The organism is Streptomyces sp. NPDC053560 (assembly GCF_044544605.1).
Taxonomy (GTDB): domain Bacteria; phylum Actinomycetota; class Actinomycetes; order Streptomycetales; family Streptomycetaceae; genus Streptomyces.
The window spans coordinates 230,423-248,182 of record NZ_JBITXI010000007.1; the positions used below are offsets into that span (position 1 = coordinate 230,423).

The 17,760-nt window shown below is 72.8% G+C and carries 11 protein-coding genes; 5 read left to right on the forward strand and 6 right to left on the reverse strand.

Going from position 1 to position 17,760, the window contains the following annotated elements; genetic code table 11:
- Nucleotides 1-165: 165 nt before the first annotated feature.
- The 6 genes from ACIGQF_RS18850 to ACIGQF_RS18875 form a co-directional block, all read right to left on the reverse strand.
- Complete coding sequence (locus ACIGQF_RS18850; protein WP_399711344.1) at nucleotides 166-1,917, reverse strand: phosphodiester glycosidase family protein; 1,752 nt, start codon at nucleotides 1,915-1,917, stop codon at nucleotides 166-168.
- Between the two features lie 152 nt (nucleotides 1,918-2,069).
- The gene (locus tag ACIGQF_RS18855) at nucleotides 2,070-2,855 is read right to left on the reverse strand and encodes a hypothetical protein (RefSeq protein ID WP_399711346.1); all 786 of its coding nucleotides are present in this window, start codon (nucleotides 2,853-2,855) and stop codon (nucleotides 2,070-2,072) included.
- A gap of 320 nt (nucleotides 2,856-3,175) precedes the next feature.
- Nucleotides 3,176-5,029, reverse strand: coding sequence for a glycoside hydrolase family 3 protein (locus ACIGQF_RS18860; protein ID WP_399711348.1), 1,854 nt, complete (start codon nucleotides 5,027-5,029; stop codon nucleotides 3,176-3,178).
- Nucleotides 5,030-6,335: 1,306 nt separating this feature from the next.
- Nucleotides 6,336-7,145: a sugar phosphate isomerase/epimerase family protein gene (locus tag ACIGQF_RS18865; RefSeq protein ID WP_399711350.1), complete on the reverse strand. Its 810-nt coding sequence runs from the start codon at nucleotides 7,143-7,145 to the stop codon at nucleotides 6,336-6,338.
- Nucleotides 7,146-7,384: 239 nt separating this feature from the next.
- On the reverse strand, nucleotides 7,385-8,506 hold the full coding sequence (locus ACIGQF_RS18870; RefSeq protein WP_399711352.1) for a GNAT family N-acetyltransferase: 1,122 nt from the start codon (nucleotides 8,504-8,506) through the stop codon (nucleotides 7,385-7,387).
- A 32-nt stretch (nucleotides 8,507-8,538) separates the two neighbouring features.
- Nucleotides 8,539-9,669, reverse strand: coding sequence for a LacI family DNA-binding transcriptional regulator (locus tag ACIGQF_RS18875; protein WP_399711355.1), 1,131 nt, complete (start codon nucleotides 9,667-9,669; stop codon nucleotides 8,539-8,541).
- A 284-nt stretch (nucleotides 9,670-9,953) separates the two neighbouring features.
- Between ACIGQF_RS18875 and ACIGQF_RS18880 the strand changes: the two genes are divergently transcribed.
- The 5 genes from ACIGQF_RS18880 (at nucleotide 9,954) to ACIGQF_RS18900 (ending at nucleotide 17,239) form a co-directional block, all read left to right on the forward strand.
- Complete coding sequence (locus ACIGQF_RS18880; RefSeq protein ID WP_361566439.1) at nucleotides 9,954-11,105, forward strand: Gfo/Idh/MocA family oxidoreductase; 1,152 nt, start codon at nucleotides 9,954-9,956, stop codon at nucleotides 11,103-11,105.
- 68 nt (nucleotides 11,106-11,173) lie between these two features.
- Nucleotides 11,174-12,274, forward strand: a complete 1,101-nt coding sequence (locus tag ACIGQF_RS18885) for a dihydrodipicolinate synthase family protein (RefSeq protein WP_399711357.1) — start codon at nucleotides 11,174-11,176, stop codon at nucleotides 12,272-12,274.
- Entirely contained in the window at nucleotides 12,271-13,128 is an 858-nt protein-coding gene (locus tag ACIGQF_RS18890) for a sugar phosphate isomerase/epimerase family protein (protein ID WP_399711359.1), read from the forward strand. The genes ACIGQF_RS18885 and ACIGQF_RS18890 overlap by 4 nt, the downstream gene beginning before the upstream one ends.
- A 400-nt stretch (nucleotides 13,129-13,528) precedes the next feature.
- Entirely contained in the window at nucleotides 13,529-15,772 is a 2,244-nt protein-coding gene (locus ACIGQF_RS18895) for an ATP-dependent RecD-like DNA helicase (RefSeq protein WP_399711361.1), read from the forward strand.
- 177 nt (nucleotides 15,773-15,949) lie between these two features.
- Nucleotides 15,950-17,239: a citrate synthase gene (locus ACIGQF_RS18900; RefSeq protein WP_399711364.1), complete on the forward strand. Its 1,290-nt coding sequence runs from the start codon at nucleotides 15,950-15,952 to the stop codon at nucleotides 17,237-17,239.
- Nucleotides 17,240-17,760: the final 521 nt, after the last annotated feature.

The window sequence follows — 17,760 nt, forward strand, 5'->3', positions numbered from 1 at the left end:
CCGCCTGCGTGGGCGGGGGTGACGCTTAGTCTCTAAAAAAGGGGGTTGCCGGGTTTGTTTTGGCGGGGGCCTTTGCCCAAGGGGCCCCCCGGGGGGGGGGCCGGGGGGGCCCGCCCCCCGGCCCCCACTGCCGTACCGGGCCTCACGTCCGGCTTCCTCGCTTCCTCACCGCCGCAGCAACAGGGCGTCGCCGATGGGGCGTTCGCCGGTGGCGTCGGAGGGTGTGGTGATGAGCCGGCCGTCGACGGCCATGCCCACGGAGCCGCCGCCGTCCAGGTTCATCGCCTGGGTGGCACCGAGGGACCTGATGAGGGCTGCGGCCTCGGTCAGGCCGAGCCCGTCGCTGCGGCCGGGCCGGCGGCCCTCTGCGGCGAGCAGGAGAAGGCGCCCGGCCCGGTCGGTGCCGAGCACCATGCGCGGATTGCGCTTGATGCCCCAGGCGTACCCGAACGAGCGGTCGCCGGGGTGCTCGATGCCGTCCCCGGCGAAGTCCACGGCCACCTTGCCGTCCCGGACCAGCTGCGGCCCGCCGTTGACGATGTCGTCCCGGCCGGTGAGCCGCACGGGGTGGCCGTCGGAGTCGGTGATCCTCTCGTGCAGTCGCACCGCCGAGCCGGGCGCGGCGTGCGCGCGCAGCCACCGCTCGCCCGCGCCGGTCCCGGCCAGCAGGGAGCCGCCCGCCGGGACCGGGCCGCCGCGCGGCCGCAGCTCCCGCACCCGGCCGTCGCGGCCCAGCACCGCCTCCACGCCCGGCCCGGCGGGGGTCGCGGCCCCCAGCTCCGGCGTGAAGCGGACGATCTCGTCCGGGTCGGTGCAGGTGACGTCGTGCAGCGGCCGCTCGGTGGGCGCGTCCCCGCCGACACCGCCGCAGTTGCGTACCTTCCCGGGCACCCGGTTGATGCCGTCCACCGGCTCCGTGGCACCGCCCGCCGTGACGGACAGCTCCGTCCGCAGCCGCCGGAACTCGGGACGCAGGCCGTCACCCCGCAGTATCGCGGCGACCCGCCCGTTCGTGGCGGCGCTCTGCAACTCGCCGTCGTACGCGGCGATACCGGCCGCCGCCCCCGGCACACCGTCCTTCTCCTCCATCACGAAGAACCCGGCATTCACCGCGAGCAGCGCGTCCGCCCGGGCCGCGAGGTCGGTGACCTTCTCCCGCCCGGCCACCCCCGCCCCGTGACCGGCGTCCAGCCGCCCCTTGTAGGCCCGGGGATCGATGACGGCGACCTTGACGCGGGCCAGCCCGGTACCGGGGGTGCCGTCGGCGCCGGTCCACTCGCTCACCGCGTCGAAGCCGGCGGCCTTCAGCGCCGTGCGCGCCTCGTCGGCCCGGCCCTGGTCCCCGTACGTGCCGACGCGCACGCGTACGCCCACCGTGCCCCGCTGCCGCGCACCGGCCGGCCACCGGACGTCCTCGGACCGCGGCGCGAACCCGGCGGCACGCAGCGCGCGGATCAGCCCGTCGGCCGTCTCCCGGCCGTGCAGCACCGCACCGTCCTCCCGCACGGTGATCGTCCAGCGATCGGCCCCGGGACGCCCGGACAGCGTCCCCTCGTACAGCCCGACGCCGGACGCGAGCCGCTGGTGCCGCCAGTGGGTGAACTCCTCGGGGAGGGCGAACTCCTCGGGGAGGGCGACCTCGTGCGGCTGCGGGGCCTGCACCGAGCGGGTGGCGCTCTCCGGCTGGGTGCCGCCGTTCGACCGTGCGGCGGGGGCCGAGCCGGCGAAGGCGGCGGGGGCCGCGCCTCCGGCCCCGACCTCGGGCTTGGCTCCGGCTCCGGCCCCGGCCCGGTGCGTGGCCGGGCAGGGGATCACGAATGTCGCGGCGAGCGCGGCCACGAGCACGGCGGACAGGGCGGGCGAGAGCGTGCGGGACGACGCGCGGGAGGCACGCGGGACAGGACGGGGACGCGGCACCGGAACTCCTTCGGAACACGGCGGGGCGGGGCAGGGCACCGGGATGGCACCACGAAAACCCGTCGCGCGAAAGGAAAACGGGCGGAGGGAAGGCGGGGGAGAGGTGACGGGTGGGTGACACGGGGCGGCCCCGGCGGCCGCCGCCGGGCGCGTCAGCCCGGACCGAGCCGGCGGGCGCAGCCCGTGGTGCGGTCGGGGAGCCGGAGGTACAGGGCCGTCCCGGAGGGGCACGAGGCGCGGCTCCGGACCGTCGCCGTCACCTCGTACTCGGGCCGGTGACGCGTGCCGGAGCGCGAATCGCCGGGCTGCGATTCGCCGGATCGCGATTCACTGGGGTGCGATTCGCCGGAGTGCGATTCTCCGGACCGGGACTCGCCGGACTGCGATGCGCGGGAGCGCGGCCCGCCGCACGGGGTCTCGCGTGCCTGGAGCCCGGCGGCGAGATAGACGCAGTCGCCCGGCACCGTACGCGGGCCACCGCCCTGCCCCGGGTCCCCGGGATGCGGCGCGCGCAGATTGCGCATGCAGGCGTACCCCTGCGGGACCGAGCCGTCGCCGTCCTCGTCGGCGTCCGGCCGGTGCTCGCTGATGTGCAGCACGAAGTCGGTACGGGCCGGGCAGCGCGCGCCCCCGCCCTGCCCTCCGGCGTACCGCGCCAGCACCCGCGCCGCGGCGGCACCGCTCCCGCAGCCCACCTCGCGGAAGGCCGCGCCCTGTCCCCGCGTGCTGCACTCGCCCCGGTCCAGGAACACCGCACCGTAACCCGGCGGAAGCACACCGCTCGGGCGAACACTGCCGGTGGCGTACGGCGGCCGGGCATCGCCCTGCTCCTGACAACTGGTCAGCAGCAGGCCGAGGGCGATGCCGAGGACGGACGCCAGGGCAACGACGAGGACTCCTGCTGGCGTTCTGACGTTCCGGCTGACGTTCCGAGACATACCGGCCCAGCGTGGCCCGCCGAGACGGGCACACGCCAGCCGGGACCGGCGTATTGCGCACGCGGTACGAGGCATGCGGTACGGACACGTGCGACGCCCGCCGTACGACCGGTCCCCGTACGACCGATCTCCGTACGACCGGTCCCCGTACGACCGATCTCCGTACGACCGGTCCCCGTACGACCGGTCTCCGTGCGACCGGTCTCGGTACGGGCGGGCTGCCGGCGCACCGGCCGCCCGTACGGGTACCGCTCAGCACGACGGGCTGTTCAGTAGGACGGGCTGTTCAGTGCCACGGGCTGTTCAGCACGACGGGCTGTTCAATACGACAGGCCGTGACCGATCGGGAAAAGCTCCTCCTTCGGGGCGTCGGCGCGCATGACGGGAACCGGCAGCCGCCCCTTCGGCTCCCGGCGGCCCGCGATCACCCGGGCCGCGGCGCGCAGCTCCACATCGGTCCACGAGTAGCTCGCCAGGGCCGCCTTCACGCCGCTGAGCTGCGCGATGTCGTAGGGGTTGCGGATCGCCAGCTGGACCACCGGCTTGCCGGACTCCAGCAGCGCCTGCACCAGCCCACGCTGCGTCGACCCCGCGGTGACGTTGTACGTCGCCACGACCACCGCGTCGTGCTCGGCCAGCGCCGCCACCGCCGCGTCGGTCCGGGCCTTGGTGGGCGCGGTGCCCGTGGACAGCGCGGTGGCGGTGAAGCCCAGCTCACCGAGGGTGCGGGCGAGCACGCCGGTGGGCGGGCCGCCGGTGCCCGACGGCGCGGCCGGGTCGGCGCCGACGACCAGGACGCGGCGGGACCGGTGCCGGGACAGCGGCAGCAGCTTGCCCTCGTTGACCAGCAGCGTCGTGGTGCGGTCGGCGATCCGGTCGGCGGTCTTCAGGTGCCGGCGCGTGCCGACCGTACGGTCCACAGCGCGGCGCGAGGTGTACGGGTTCGCGAACAGGCCGCGGCGCTCCTTCATCGTGAGGATGCGCAGCAGCTTCTCGTCGATCTCCGGCTCGCGGACCTCGCCCTTGTCCACCGCGGTGAGCACACCGTTGTACGCGGCCTTCAGGTCCGGCGGGTTCAGCAGCTGGTCGACGCCGGCCTTCAGGGCGAGCACCGCCACCCGGTCGTCGCCGTACTTCTTCCGTACGCCTTCCATGCCGAGCGAGTCGGTCACCACCACGCCGCGGTACCCGAGGCGCTCGCGGAGGATGCCCGTGAGGATCGGCCGGGAGAGCGTGGCGGGGTCCTCGCTCTTGTCGAACGCGGGTACGACGATATGAGCCGTCATGATCGAGTCGATGCCCGCCGCGATGGCCGCCTTGAACGGCGGCGCGTCCAGCCGCTCCCACTCCTCGGCGGTGTGGTGGATGTACGGCAGGCCGATATGGCTGTCGGTGTCGGTGTCGCCGTGCCCGGGGAAGTGCTTGGCCGTCGCGGCCACACCGGCCGACTGAAACCCCTTCACCTCGGCGGCGACGTACCGCGCCACGGCCCGCGGGTCGGCGCCGAAGGACCGCACGCCGATGACCGGGTTCGCCGGGTTGACGTTGACGTCGGCGTCGGGCGCGTAGTCCTGGCGGATGCCCATGGCGTACAGCTCGGCGCCGGCGATCCGGCCCACCCTCTCCACGTCCTCGCGCGAGCCGCCCGCCGCCAGGGCCATCGCCCCGGGGAAGAGCGTGGCGGGGGCGCCGATGCGGGCCACTATCCCGTGCTCCTGGTCCGTGGCGATGATCAGCGGCACGGGGACCCGCTGGTCGGCGCCCGCCCGCTGGATGCCGTTCGAGAGGTCGGCGATCTGGTGCGGGTCGCGGGTGTTGTGCGCCCAGGAGAAGTAGATGATGCCGCCGACGTGGTACTTGGCGATCAGCTCGGCGGCATTGGCGACGCCGATCTCCTTGCGGTTGGTCTCGACGTCGGCGGGGTCCGGGTCGGTGGCGGAGTGCCCGTACACCCGCATCACGAAGAGCTGGCCGACCTTCTCCTCCAGGCTCATGCGGGAGATGAGGGCGCGCAGGCGGTCGTGCGTGCCGCGCGGGGTGGCGGGGGCGGCGAACGCGGTGCCGGCGGGGCCGGCGGCGGTGGCCGCCGCGGCGGCGGCCGCGGCGGCAGCGGTCAGGACGGTACGTCTGGAGTGCAGCGGGCGTCTGGAGTCGAGCTGACGTCTGGAGTGCATGTGCGCTCCTTCCGGAGGGCTTCCTCGGAGGACTTCCTCGGTGCTGGTGGCCCCATGGGGCCCGGGCGCGGCACAGGCCGCTCCGGTCCGTCCGGGCCCAGGCGTATTGGCGTATTGAAGGAAACTGCCAAGGAGACACGGATATCCGGAAAACAATTGCCGGTCAATGCCCACACGCCAACCGGGTGACCGGCGACTTGAGGCGGCGGCCACCCCTCCCGACGGCTCGCGGCGGAGCTTCCGGGGCCTGAGCGCGGGGCAGCCCTTCCGTCGGCTCCCGGCCGAGTGTCGGGCGGCTTGAAGCGCGGACCACCCCTTCCGACGGCTCGCGGCGGAGCTTCGGGCGGCATGCGGCAGCGCTCCGGGCAGCCTTGCGTCAGAGCTCCGGGCGGCTTGCGGCGACGGCCGGGGGGGGAGGCCGCCGGACGGGACGGGGGCGTGGCGGGGTAGGGCGAAGCCGTCTGGGGACCTGTACCCCCGCCGGGCTGGGCGGGGCCGCTACGGCCGGAGCCGGGGGTGGCTCCGGCCGGAGGGGAATCCGCCACCGGCGCGTGAGGAGGGGGGTGCACCGGTGGCGGTGTGCTGCCGGCCGCAGGCGGTGGAGAGGGTGGTCAGCGACGCAGCCAGCAGCGAGGCCGACACCGCTTTGCGGAGACTCACCGGCAGCACGTCGTTGTGACGGACCGACGACGCGCTGGGTTCCCCGGAACGCCCCCATGCCGCCAGATTGGTACGGATTAGTACCACTGACACTCGCTGGACCTACCACCCGCTTCCACAGACCCCCACCACCGACTTCCACCGACCCCAACCACCCGATTCCACGGGCGCCGGCCACCCGGTTCCACCGGCGCCAACCACTCGCTTCCGCAGGCGCCGGCCACCCGCTTCCGAGGCTGCTCAGCCGGTCCCGACGCCCCGGCGCTGCTCAGTCGGTCCCCGGCGGCCTCCGCCCCGGCGCTGATCAGCCGGCCTTCGCCGCCTCGCCCCCACGCAGCCCGGCCGCGCCCCGCCGCCCACATCGGCGCTGATCAGTCGGGCCCGACGCAGCTCGGCCGGGGCCTGCCGCCCTTCCCCGCCATCGTTCAGCCGGCCTTCTCCACCATCGCTCAGCCGCCCTTCCCCGCCATCGCTCAGCCGGCCTTCACCGCCTCGCCCCAACGCAGCCCGGCCGAGGCCTGATCGCCTGCCCGACCGTCGTCCCTTCCGTCCCGCGGCCCTACCTCACTTCACTCCCCGGCCACCACCTCACTCCCCGGCCACCACCTCACTCCCCGGCCACCACTTCACTTCCCGGCCATCACTTTCACTTCCCGGCCACCTGCAGCAGGTGTTCCAGGTGCTCCCGGCCGGCGCGGAGCAGGCCGGGGAGCGGGGCCGCCGACGGGTACCACCGCTTCTCGTACTCCCAGCACAGCCACCCGTCCCAGCCGTCCCCGACGAGCGCCCCCAGGCAGTCGGCCAGCGGCAGCACCCCGGCGCCGAGCGGCAGCGGCGTCCTGTCCTCGGCCGAGTCGATGTCCTTCACCTGGACGTAGCCCAGATGCGGCGCGAGCACGGCCTGCGTGGTGGTCGGGTCCTCGTCGCCCAGCCAGGTGTGCATCACGTCCCACAGCGCCCCGACCGACCCGTGGCCCACCGGCCCGAGCACCTGCGCCGCAGCGGCCCCCGTGCGGTGCGAGTCATGCGTCTCCAGCAGCACGGTCACCCCGCGGTCCGCGGCGAGCGGAGCGACGGCCCCGAGCCGGCGGGCGGCGTCCGCGTCGGCCTCATCGGCCGGCCGGTCGCCTCCGCCTGGGAACACCCGTACGTACGAGGCGCCCAGGTCCGCCGCCAGTCCGACCAGCCCCGCCAGCTCGTCGGCCAGCGTCGCCTCGCCCGCCTCGTCCTGGGCCTCGGCGACCTTGGCGTACCCGGCGACGGTCAGGATCTCCACTCCGGCGTCCGCGAACTCCCGGGCCACGTCGGCACGCTCCTGAGCGCCCAGCCCCGTGTGCACCGGTTCCTCCGGATGGGCGCGCAGCTCCACCCCGTGGTACCCGGCGTCGACGGCGAGCCGGATCACGTCGCGCACCGGCATCCCTGGCACGCCCAGCGTCGAGAAGGCGAATCGCATAGCTCTACAGCCCTACCTTTCGCAGCACTTCGAGACGGCACTTCCAGAAAGCCCCGACAGGCTCCGTCCCCCCGAGAGCCCTGCCTCCGGCTACCAGCTCCCAGTCCCCAGCTCGCAGCCCTCTGCTCCCGGCTTTCTGTCTCTGACCCTCACCGGTACCCGGTACCTCGTCCCCCACCCTTCCGGCACCGCCGTCCGGGGCTCCCTCACGGGGGCCCGGCACCGCCGTCCGAGTCCCTTCACAGGGGCAAACGCCAGTCCTGCCCCACCAGGTCCTGCCCGAAACTGCGGTGCGGCCGCTCGGCGACCAGCTCGAACCCGGCCCGTTCGTAGATCCGCCGGGCGGACGTCAGCACGCTGTTGGTCCACAGCACCAGCTCGTCGTACCCGGCCTCCCGGGCGAAGTCCGCGCAGGCCGCCACCAGCCGCTCGCCGATGCCGTGCCCCCGAGCCTCCGGCTCCACGAGCAACAACCGCAGCCGCGCCCTGCGTATCCGGCCTGCGCTCTCCCCGTGAACGTCCTCCCCGCCCCCGTCCCCGGCCGCGTGCTCCGAGCCGTTTTCCCCGTCAGTACCCTCCCCGTCCCCGGGCCCCGAGCCGCCCTCCGGCTCGTCCCGTACGCACAGCACCTGTCCTGCCCGGGTGCCGTCCAGTTCGGCGATCCAGGCGCGGTCCCAGCGGGGGTCGAAGTGTGCGGCGAAGTCGGCGACGATGCGGGCCACCAGCGCCTCGTAGGAGAGGTCGAAGCCGTACTCCCGCGCGTACAGCTCGGCGTTGCGCTGCACCATCCAGCCCAGGTCCCCCGGGCGCGTGGTCCGCAACGTCACACGACCGGAGGCGGCAGGCCGGGCCCCCGCCCCACCCCCGGGCCCATCCACCCGGCCCTGCTCCCGCTCCCGGGCTCGGCCCCGCTCCTGCCCCCGCTCCCCTTCCCCGTCCGTGTCGCCGAGGAGTTCGCGGATCGTCGCCATGGACTCCGTCAGCCGGGCGCGGTCCCGGTCCCGCACCTTGTCCAGGAGACGGCCCGCCGTCTCCTGGGACCGCTCCTCCAGCACCGACGCCGCCTCCCGGCCGTATGGGGTGAGGGCGATGCGCAGGCGGCGCGAGTCCTGCTCCGAGCGGCCGCGGGTGATCAGCTCGCGCTCCTCGAACTTGCCGAGCAGGCGGCTGAGGTACCCGGCGTCCAGGGAGAGCGCCACCCGCAGGTCCGCGGCGTCCACCTGCTCGTCGGTGTGGGCCAGCTCGTACAGCAGGCGGGCCTCGGTGAGGGTGTACGGGCTGTAGAGGTGGCGGCCGTAATCGAGCGCGCCGATGAGATTGGTGTAGAAGCGGTTGAAGCGACGGAATTCCTGGACGGTCATGGCATCCCCCAAAAACCTTGACTGAGTCAAGGTTAGAGCGGAGCCGTCGAATTGCGTATCACCAATTCGGATGAAAGCAGCGTCGCGGCGGCTGACGGCGCCGGCTCCCGCCCCATCGCCAGCCGGCCGGCCAGCGCCCCGGCGTCGCCGAGCGGCAGCCGGACGGTCGTCAGCGCCGGCACCGCGTCCGCGCTGAACGGCAGATCGTCGAAACCGGCGACCGAGACGTCCTGGGGCACCCGCAGCCCGCGCTCGCGCAGCGCCGCGCAGACGCCGAGCGCGACCGTGTCGTTGGCCGCGACGACGGCGGTCAGCCGGTCGTCCCGCCGGAGGAGTTCGTGCGCCGCCGCGTATCCCGAGGCCCGGTCGTAGGCGCCGTGCACCGTGCGGCCGGGGACGTCCTCGACGCCGTGCGCGGCGAGTGCGGCGCGGTGGCCCTCCAGCCGGTGCCGGGTGGTGGTGAGCCGCTCGGGGCCGGCGACGCAGCCGATGCGGCGGTGGCCCAGTTCGAGCAGATGCTCCGTCAGCGCCCGCGCGCCGCCCCGGTTGTCGAACGCGACCGTCAGCGGGGCGGGCCCGGCCCCCGCGGCACGTGCCGCCGCGCGGCCGCCCGCCAGCCGCCCGTTCGCCGCGGGTACCTCCGCCGCGCGGCCCTCAGCGGCCGCCTCCGCCGGCAGGGGCGGGCGGCCGCACAGCACGACCCGGGTGCCCGCCGCGGCCAGCCGGGCGATACGGGCCGCAAGCGCCGCCGTGTGGCCGGGGTCCTCCACGGCGCCGCCGGTCAGCACCACGGCGCCGGCCCGCTGCCGGTGCAGCAGCGTGAGGTACGTCAGCTCGCGCTCCGGGGAGCCGCCGGTGTTGCAGACGACGGCCAGCTTCTCGCCGCCGGACCCGCCGCCGTCGCTCATCTCGGCCTGCACGGCGCTGGCGAGCACGCCGAAGAAGGGGTCGGCGACGTCGTTGACGAGGATGCCGACCAGGTCGGAGGTGGCCGCGGCGAGCGCGCTGGCCGGGCCGTTCGCGACGTACTCCAGCTCGGCGACGGCCCGCAGCACCCGGTCGCGAGTGGCCTCGGCCACCGGGTAGTTGCTGTTCAGCACGCGCGAGACGGTCGCCGCCGAGACTCCCGCCCGCGCGGCGACGTCCGCCAGTGTCACGGTCATGATCGCTCCCCGTCCCGTCCCGCGGCGCCACGCACGGCGTCGCCCCTCTTGTGGCGTCTCGCGTCGCAGGCTAGCTTCTCTCGCGATGGAAAGCGCTTTCTATGCGGTCGGGGTGAGCAACTCCGAACGCTGGGCGTCCATGCGTGCCCGTGCCTGTCCGGCACCGCCGACCGAACGTCGCGGGGCGCCCGCGCACGCGTCCGGCCGCGCTTTCCCGTGCGCTGTCCGTTCGCGGACCACGTGGGCCGCGACAGGTACCACCGGTTGATGTGAGGGGTCGGGTTGTGACACGCAAGACCGTACGGATCGCCATGAACGGCGTGACCGGGCGTATGGGATACCGCCAGCACCTGCTCCGCTCGATCCTCGCCCTGCGCGAGCAGGGCGGCCTGGACGCGGGCGGGGGCACGGTGATCTGGCCCGAACCGGTCCTGGTGGGCCGCGCGGAGCACAAGCTCGCGGCCCTCGCCGACCGGCACGGCCTCACGGAGTGGACCACCGACCTGGACGCCGTGCTGGCCGACGACAGCATCGACGTCTACTTCGACGCACAGGTCACCGCCGCACGAGAGGAGGCGGTCAAGAAGGCGATCGCCGCCGGCAAGCACCTCTATGTGGAGAAGCCCACCGCCACCGGGCTGGCCGGCGCCCTCGAACTGGCGCGCCTGGCCCGCGAGGCCGGCATCAAGAGCGGCGTCGTCCAGGACAAGATCTTCCTGCCCGGCCTGCTGAAGCTGAAGCGGCTGGTCGAGGGCGGCTTCTTCGGGAAGATCCTGTCCGTACGGGGGGAGTTCGGCTACTGGGTCTTCGAGGGCGACTGGCAGGAGGCACAGCGCCCCTCGTGGAACTACCGGGCCGAGGACGGCGGCGGCATCGCGACGGACATGTTCCCGCACTGGGAGTACGTGCTCCACGAGCTGTTCGGGCCCGTGCGCACCGTCCAGGCCCACCTGGCCACCCACATCCCGCGCCGCTGGGACGAGGCCGGGAAGCCGTACGAGGCCACCGCGGACGACGCCGCGTACGGGATCTTCCAGCTGGAGGGCGGCGCGGTCGCGCAGATCAACTCCTCCTGGGCGGTGCGCGTCAACCGGGACGAGCTGGTGGAGTTCCAGGTGGACGGCACGGAGGGCTCGGCCGTCGCCGGCCTGCGGCGCTGCCGCGTGCAGCATCGCTCGGCGACCCCGAAGCCGGTCTGGAACCCGGATCTGCCGGCCACGGAGGACTTCAGGACGCAGTGGCAGGAGGTGCCCGACAACGCCGAGTTCGACAACGGCTTCAAGGAGCAGTGGTCGCTCTTCCTGCGCCACGTCGTGCTCGACGAGCCGTGGCGGTGGGACCTCATGGCCGGCGCCCGCGGCGTGCAACTGGCCGAGCTGGGCATCCGCTCGGCCGAGCAGGGGCGCCGCCTGGACGTACCGGAGCTGAGCCTGTGAGCGCCGCACCAGGAGACTCCGTGAACGCCGCGCCAGGAGGCCCTGCGAGCGCCGCGCCAGGAGGCACTGTGAACGCCGCGCACCGAGGGGCCGCGCCCTTCACCTCTCGTACCGTCTTCGCCGCCGCGCACGTGGTCGCCGACCCGAGCGCCGACACCACCCCCGACGGTCCGGCCGTCCTCGACTGGGACGCCACGCTCGCCTTCCGCCGCCACCTCTGGTCGCACGGCCTGGGGGTCGCCGAGGCCATGGACACCGCGCAGCGCGGCATGGGCCTGGACTGGGCGACCGCCGCCGAGCTGATCCGGCGGTCGGCCGCCGAGGCCCGGTCCGTCGGCGGCCGGATCGCCTGCGGTGTCGGCACCGACCAGCTCGCGCCCGGCGGCGCGGGCCTGTCGGACGTACGCGACGCCTACGAGGAGCAGCTCGCCGTCGTCGAGGAGGCCGGCGGGCAGCCGATCCTCATGGCATCACGGCAGCTGGCGGCGGCCGCTACGGGCCCGGAGGCGTACGGGGAGCTGTACGGCAATCTGCTCCGGCAGAGCAGCGAGCCGGTCATCCTGCACTGGCTCGGGCCGATGTTCGACCCGGCGCTGGCGGGCTACTGGGGCAGCGACGATCTCGACGCGGCCACCGAGACGTTCCTGCAGATCATCGCCGAGCACCCGGACAAGGTCGACGGCGTGAAGGTCTCGCTGCTCGACGCGGACCGTGAGGTCGCGCTCCGCCGCCGCCTCCCGGACGGGGTGCGCTGCTACACGGGGGACGACTTCCACTACCCCGAACTGATCGCCGGTGATCAACGCGGCTTCAGCCACGCCCTGCTGGGCATCTTCGACCCGCTCGCGCCGCTGGCCGCCGAGGCGGTGCGACTGCTCGACACGGGGGACACCACCGCGTTCCACAAAGTGCTGGACCCGACGGTGGAGCTGTCGCGGCACCTCTTCGAAGCGCCGACCCGCTACTACAAGACCGGCGTCGTCCTGCTCGCGTGGCTCTCGGGCCACCAGTCGCACTTCACGATGGCCGGCGGCCTGCAGTCCGCCCGCTCCCTGCCGCACCTGCGCAGGGCATACGAACTGGCCGACGGGCTGGGCTTGTTCCCCGACCCCGAGCTGGCCCGCGACCGGATGACGAAGCTGACCGCCGTCCTGGGAGGAGACGCATGACCGGCCCCGGAGCGCAGGACGACCTCGCGCGCCTCAGCCTCAACCAGGAGACCGTCAAGCAGTGGTCGCTCCCTGAGCTCGCGGACGGCTGCGCGGCGGCCGGGCTGCGCCACGTAGGCCTGTGGCGCGAGCCGGTACAGAAGTACGGCGTCGAGGCGGCCGCGAAGCTCGTACGGGACGCCGGACTGACCGTCACCAGCCTGTGCCGTGGTGGCTTCTTCACCGCCGACGACCCCGAGAAGCGCGCTGCGGCGCTGGACGACAACCGTGCCGCGGTCGACGAGGCCGCGACGCTGGGCACGGACACGCTCGTGCTGGTGTCCGGCGGGCTCTCGCCGGGCAGCCGGGACCTGCGGGGCGCCCGGGAGCGGGTCGCCGAGGCGCTGACCGAGCTGGGCCCATACGCCGCGGAGCGGGGCGTACGGCTGGCGATCGAACCGCTGCACCCGATGTACGCGTCGGACCGCTGCGTCGTCTCCACGCTCGCCCAGGCGCTGGACCTCGCCGAACGGTTCCCCGTCGAGCAGGTCGGGGTGGTCGTGGACACGTACCACCTGTGGTGGGACGACACGGCCGGGGTGGGGATCGACCGGGCGGGGCGCGGCGGGCGGCTCGCGGCGTTCCAGCTCGCGGACTGGGTGACGCCGCTGCCCGAAGGCGTCCTGCTGGGCCGCGGGCAGCTCGGGGACGGCGCGGTGGACCTGCGGTGGTTCCGCGAGCGGACCGAGGCGGCGGGGCACACCGGGCCCATCGAGGTCGAGATCTTCAACCCGGCCCTGTGGGCGCGGGACGGGGCCGAGGTGCTGGCCGAGGTGATCGCCCGCTACCGGAAGCACGTACTGCCGGAGAGGTGACGGACACCGCCGCCTCGCCGGAGACGTGACGCGCATCGCCGCCGGCGGGACACACGGCGCCCCGTGAGCAGGTGGGGCGCACGCGGGGCTCGTGGCGGCGGTGAACGCGCCGTGTGCGCCGTGTGTACGGGCGCGGACCGTGACAAGAACTGCGCCGAAAGAGGAGCGGAACGACGCAACCGTTCCGCCTCGTGGAGGGTCGTACAGGGCATCAGTGCCCGTGGGGGAATCCGGGGGGGATGACCGGGCGCCGATGTGGAGGGGGAACCCGAGGGGGAATCGAGGGGCCCGGCAGCGCCGGGCCCCTCGAAGTGACCGCTCGGGCACCGGCCGTGCGGACCGGAAACGGGGTTTTCCACAGGCTCCCGGCCGTGTCCGACCCCGGCGGTACCGTCGGACCATGCAGCGATCACACGGGGGAGGGCCCGGACATCCCGGAGGACTTGCCGTCGTCGAAGGCGTCCTGGAGCGGATCACCTACGCCAACGAGGAGAACGGCTACACCGTCGCGCGCGTGGACACCGGCCGTGGTGGCAACGACCTGCTGACGGTCGTCGGCGCGCTCCTCGGCGCCCAGCCCGGTGAATCGCTGCGCATGGAGGGCCGCTGGGGCTCCCACCCCCAGTACGGCCGCCAGTTCACCGTCGAGAACTACCGGACGGTCCTGCCCGCCACCGTCCAGGGCATCCGCCGCTACCTCGGCTCCGGCCTGATCAAAGGCATCGGCCCCCGCATCGCCGACCGCATCACCGAGCACTTCGGCACGGACACCCTCGACGTCATCGAGCAGGACCCGAAGCGCCTCATCGAGGTGCCCGGGCTCGGCCCGAAACGGACGAAGATGATCGGCGCGGCCTGGGAGGAGCAGAAGGCCATCAAGGAGGTCATGGTCTTCCTCCAGGGCGTCGGGGTGTCCACCTCCATCGCGGTGCGCATCTACAAGAAGTACGGCGACGCCTCCATCTCCGTCGTACGCAACCAGCCGTACCGCCTCGCGGCCGACGTCTGGGGCATCGGCTTCCTGACCGCGGACCGCATCGCCCAGTCGGTCGGCATCCCGCACGACAGCCCGGACCGGGTGAAGGCCGGCCTGCAGTACGCGCTGTCCCAGTCCACCGACCAGGGGCACTGCTTCCTGCCCGAGGAGCAGCTGATCGCCGACTCCGTGAAGCTGCTCCAGGTCGACACCGGCCTGGTGATCGAGTGCCTGGCGGAGCTGGCGGCGGACCCGGAGGGCGTCGTCCGGGAGACGGTGCCGGCGCCGGACGGCGGGGACCCCGTGACAGCCGTCTACCTGGTCCCCTTCCACCGCGCCGAGCTGTCCCTGGCCGGGCGCCTGCGGCGGCTCCTGCGCAGCGAGGAGGACCGGATGCCGGCCTTCCGTGACGTCGCCTGGGACAAGGCTCTGGCGTGGCTCGCGGACCGCACGGGAGCGCAGCTCGCGCCCGAGCAGGAGGCGGCCGTGAAGCTGGCGCTGACCGAGAAGGTCGCGGTGCTCACCGGCGGCCCCGGCTGCGGCAAGTCCTTCACGGTCCGCTCGGTGGTGGAGCTGGCCCGCGCCAAGAGGGCGAAGGTGGTGCTGGCGGCGCCGACCGGGCGGGCGGCCAAGCGGCTCTCCGAGCTGACCGGCGCGGAGGCCGCCACGGTGCACCGGCTGCTGGAGCTGAAGCCCGGCGGGGACGCCGCGTACGACCAGGACCGCCCGCTGGACGCCGACCTGGTGGTGGTCGACGAGGCGTCGATGCTGGATCTCCTGCTCGCCAACAAGCTGGTCAAGGCCGTGCCCCCGGGTGCCCACCTGCTCCTCGTGGGCGATGTCGACCAGCTGCCGTCCGTGGGGGCGGGCGAGGTGCTGCGGGACCTGCTCGCGGAGGGCGGCCCGGTGCCCGCCGTACGGCTGACCCGGATCTTCCGGCAGGCGCAGCATTCGGGCGTGGTGACCAACGCGCACCGCATCAACGCCGGCACGCCGCCGATCACGACCGGGCTGGCGGACTTCTTCCTGTTCCCGGAGGAGGACACCGAGGAGGCCGGCCGACTGACGGTCGACGTGGCGGCCCGGCGGATCCCGGCGAAGTTCGGCCTGGACCCCCGCCGGGACGTCCAGGTGCTGGCCCCGATGCACCGCGGCCCGGCCGGTGCCGGGACACTGAACGGCCTCCTGCAGCAGGCGGTCACCCCGGCCCGCCCCGACCTCCCCGAGCGCCGTTTCGGCGGCCGCGTTTTCCGCGTGGGCGACAAGGTCACCCAGATACGGAACAACTACGAGAAGGGCCGCAACGGCGTCTTCAACGGCACGGTCGGCGTGGTCACGACCCTGAGCGTCGAGGAGCAGCGGCTGACGGTCCGTACCGACGAGGACGAGGAGGTGCCGTACGACTTCGACGAGCTGGACGAATTGGCCCACGCGTACGCGGTGACGATCCACCGTTCGCAGGGAAGTGAGTACCCGGCAGTGGTGATTCCTGTCACGACAGGGGCGTGGATGATGCTGCAGCGCAATCTTCTCTATACAGCAGTTACCCGGGCAAAGCGATTGGTGGTGCTGGTGGGGTCCCGGAGGGCCCTGGGCCAAGCGGTGCGGACGATATCGGCGGGTCGCAGGCACACCGCGCTGGATCACCGGCTTGGCGGCACGATGTGAGGTGTCACCCCTTTCCCCTTTGGGGCGAAGGGGAGCAAGATGGGGCAGCTGGGCGGCACTGAGTGCCGCGTTAAGGCCCTATGGCCGACCCCGAGTGCACAGGCAAGGTCCAAATGGGGGAAGGTATAGGCAGTCAGGGCACCTCGAAGAAGAGGCACAACGTCGGTGAGGGATGACGTGAGCGACAACTCTGTAGTACTGCGTTACGGGGACGGCGAATACTCCTACCCGGTCGTCGACAGCAGCGTCGGCGACAAGGGCTTCGACATCTCGAAGCTGCGCGCACAGACCGGTCTGGTGACCCTGGATTCCGGTTACGGCAATACGGCCGCATATAAATCCGCGATCACCTATCTCGACGGTGAAGCGGGCATTCTCCGGTACCGCGGTTACCCGATCGAGCAGCTCGCGGAGCGCAGCTCGTTCATCGAGACCGCGTACCTGCTCATCAACGGCGAGCTGCCGACCGTCGATGAGCTGTCGTCCTTCAAGCAGGACATCACGTACCACACGCTGCTCCACGAGGACGTCAAGCGCTTCTACGACGGCTTCCCGCGGGACGCCCACCCGATGGCCATGCTGTCCTCGGTCGTCAGCGCGCTGTCCACCTTCTACCAGGACAGCCACAACCCGTTCGACGAGCAGCAGCGGTACCTCTCCAGCATCCGCCTGCTGGCCAAGCTGCCGACGATCGCGGCGTACGCGTACAAGAAGTCGGTCGGCCACCCGGTGGTCTACCCGCGCAACGACCTCGGCTACGTCGAGAACTTCCTGCGCATGACCTTCTCGGTGCCCGCCGCCGAGTACGATCTGGACCCGGTCGTCACCAGCGCCCTGGACAAGCTGCTGATCCTGCACGCCGACCACGAGCAGAACTGCTCCACCTCGACCGTGCGCCTGGTCGGCTCCTCGCAGGCGAACCTCTTCGCTTCGATCTCCGCCGGCATCAACGCGCTGTGGGGCCCGCTGCACGGCGGCGCCAACCAGTCCGTGCTGGAGATGCTGGAGGGCATCCAGCGCGACGGCGGCGACGTCGACACCTTCATCCGCAAGGTGAAGAACAAGGAAGACGGCGTGAAGCTCATGGGCTTCGGGCACCGCGTCTACAAGAACTTCGACCCCCGGGCGAAGATCATCAAGGCGGCGGCGCACGACGTCCTCTCCGCGCTCGGCAAGTCCGACGAGCTGCTGGACATCGCGCTGAAGCTCGAGGAGCACGCGCTGGCCGACGACTACTTCGTCGAGCGCAAGCTCTACCCGAACGTGGACTTCTACACCGGCCTGATCTACCGGGCCATGGGCTTCCCGACCGAGATGTTCACCGTGCTCTTCGCGCTCGGCCGGCTCCCCGGCTGGATCGCCCAGTGGCACGAGATGATCAAGGAGCCGGGCTCCCGCATCGGCCGTCCGCGCCAGATCTACACCGGCGTGGTCGAGCGCGACTTCGTCCCGGTCGAGCAGCGCTGACACCGGACGCTCCGCAGACCGGTCCGCAGGGCGGGCCGGTCTCCTGCGTGCGGCAGCCGCGGCTCCGCGTCGTGAAAGCGGAAAGCGCCCCTCGCTCCAGATCCCCCCACGGGTCCGGAGCGGGGGGCGCTTCCCTTTCCCGGTTCGGATTCCCCCCACGGGATCCGTCCGGGCGTCCATTGAGGGCACCCTGCTCTACTGCCTTACGCGATCTGCCGGGACGCGCACGTACGGGAGGGCCGCTCAAAGCTCCCCGGGCACGTCGCCCCGGCTACGCGTAACCGGACGAAGTCCCCCAAGACCGGTCCGGTTGTCGAGTACAAGCCCCGCCGGGGTGCTTGTACTGCACGGTTAGACTCACGACCCCCTCGAATGGTTACGTCCGAACCTCTGTGATCTGGGTCTCTTGCCATATCGGGCGAATACGGTCAAGGGCCCCGATCAGGAGATCGGGGCCCCAGTGTATGGGTACGGTGCGGGTTGTGAGAACTGTGTGAAGGTCCCCAATCCGTGAAGAACCC

What these genes read in the sequence shown, in the direction of transcription:
- ACIGQF_RS18855 (WP_399711346.1), bottom strand. Translation starts at nt 2,855, where the DNA reads ATGTCTCGGAACGTCAGCCGGAACGTCAGAACGCCAGCAGGAGTCCTC.
- ACIGQF_RS18860 (WP_399711348.1), bottom strand. Translation starts at nt 5,029, where the DNA reads ATGCACTCCAGACGTCAGCTCGACTCCAGACGCCCGCTGCACTCCAGA.
- ACIGQF_RS18865 (WP_399711350.1), bottom strand. Translation starts at nt 7,145, where the DNA reads ATGCGATTCGCCTTCTCGACGCTGGGCGTGCCAGGGATGCCGGTGCGC.
- ACIGQF_RS18870 (WP_399711352.1), bottom strand. Translation starts at nt 8,506, where the DNA reads ATGACCGTCCAGGAATTCCGTCGCTTCAACCGCTTCTACACCAATCTC.
- ACIGQF_RS18875 (WP_399711355.1), bottom strand. Translation starts at nt 9,669, where the DNA reads ATGACCGTGACACTGGCGGACGTCGCCGCGCGGGCGGGAGTCTCGGCG.
- ACIGQF_RS18890 (WP_399711359.1), top strand. Translation starts at nt 12,271, where the DNA reads ATGACCGGCCCCGGAGCGCAGGACGACCTCGCGCGCCTCAGCCTCAAC.
- ACIGQF_RS18895 (WP_399711361.1), top strand. Translation starts at nt 13,529, where the DNA reads ATGCAGCGATCACACGGGGGAGGGCCCGGACATCCCGGAGGACTTGCC.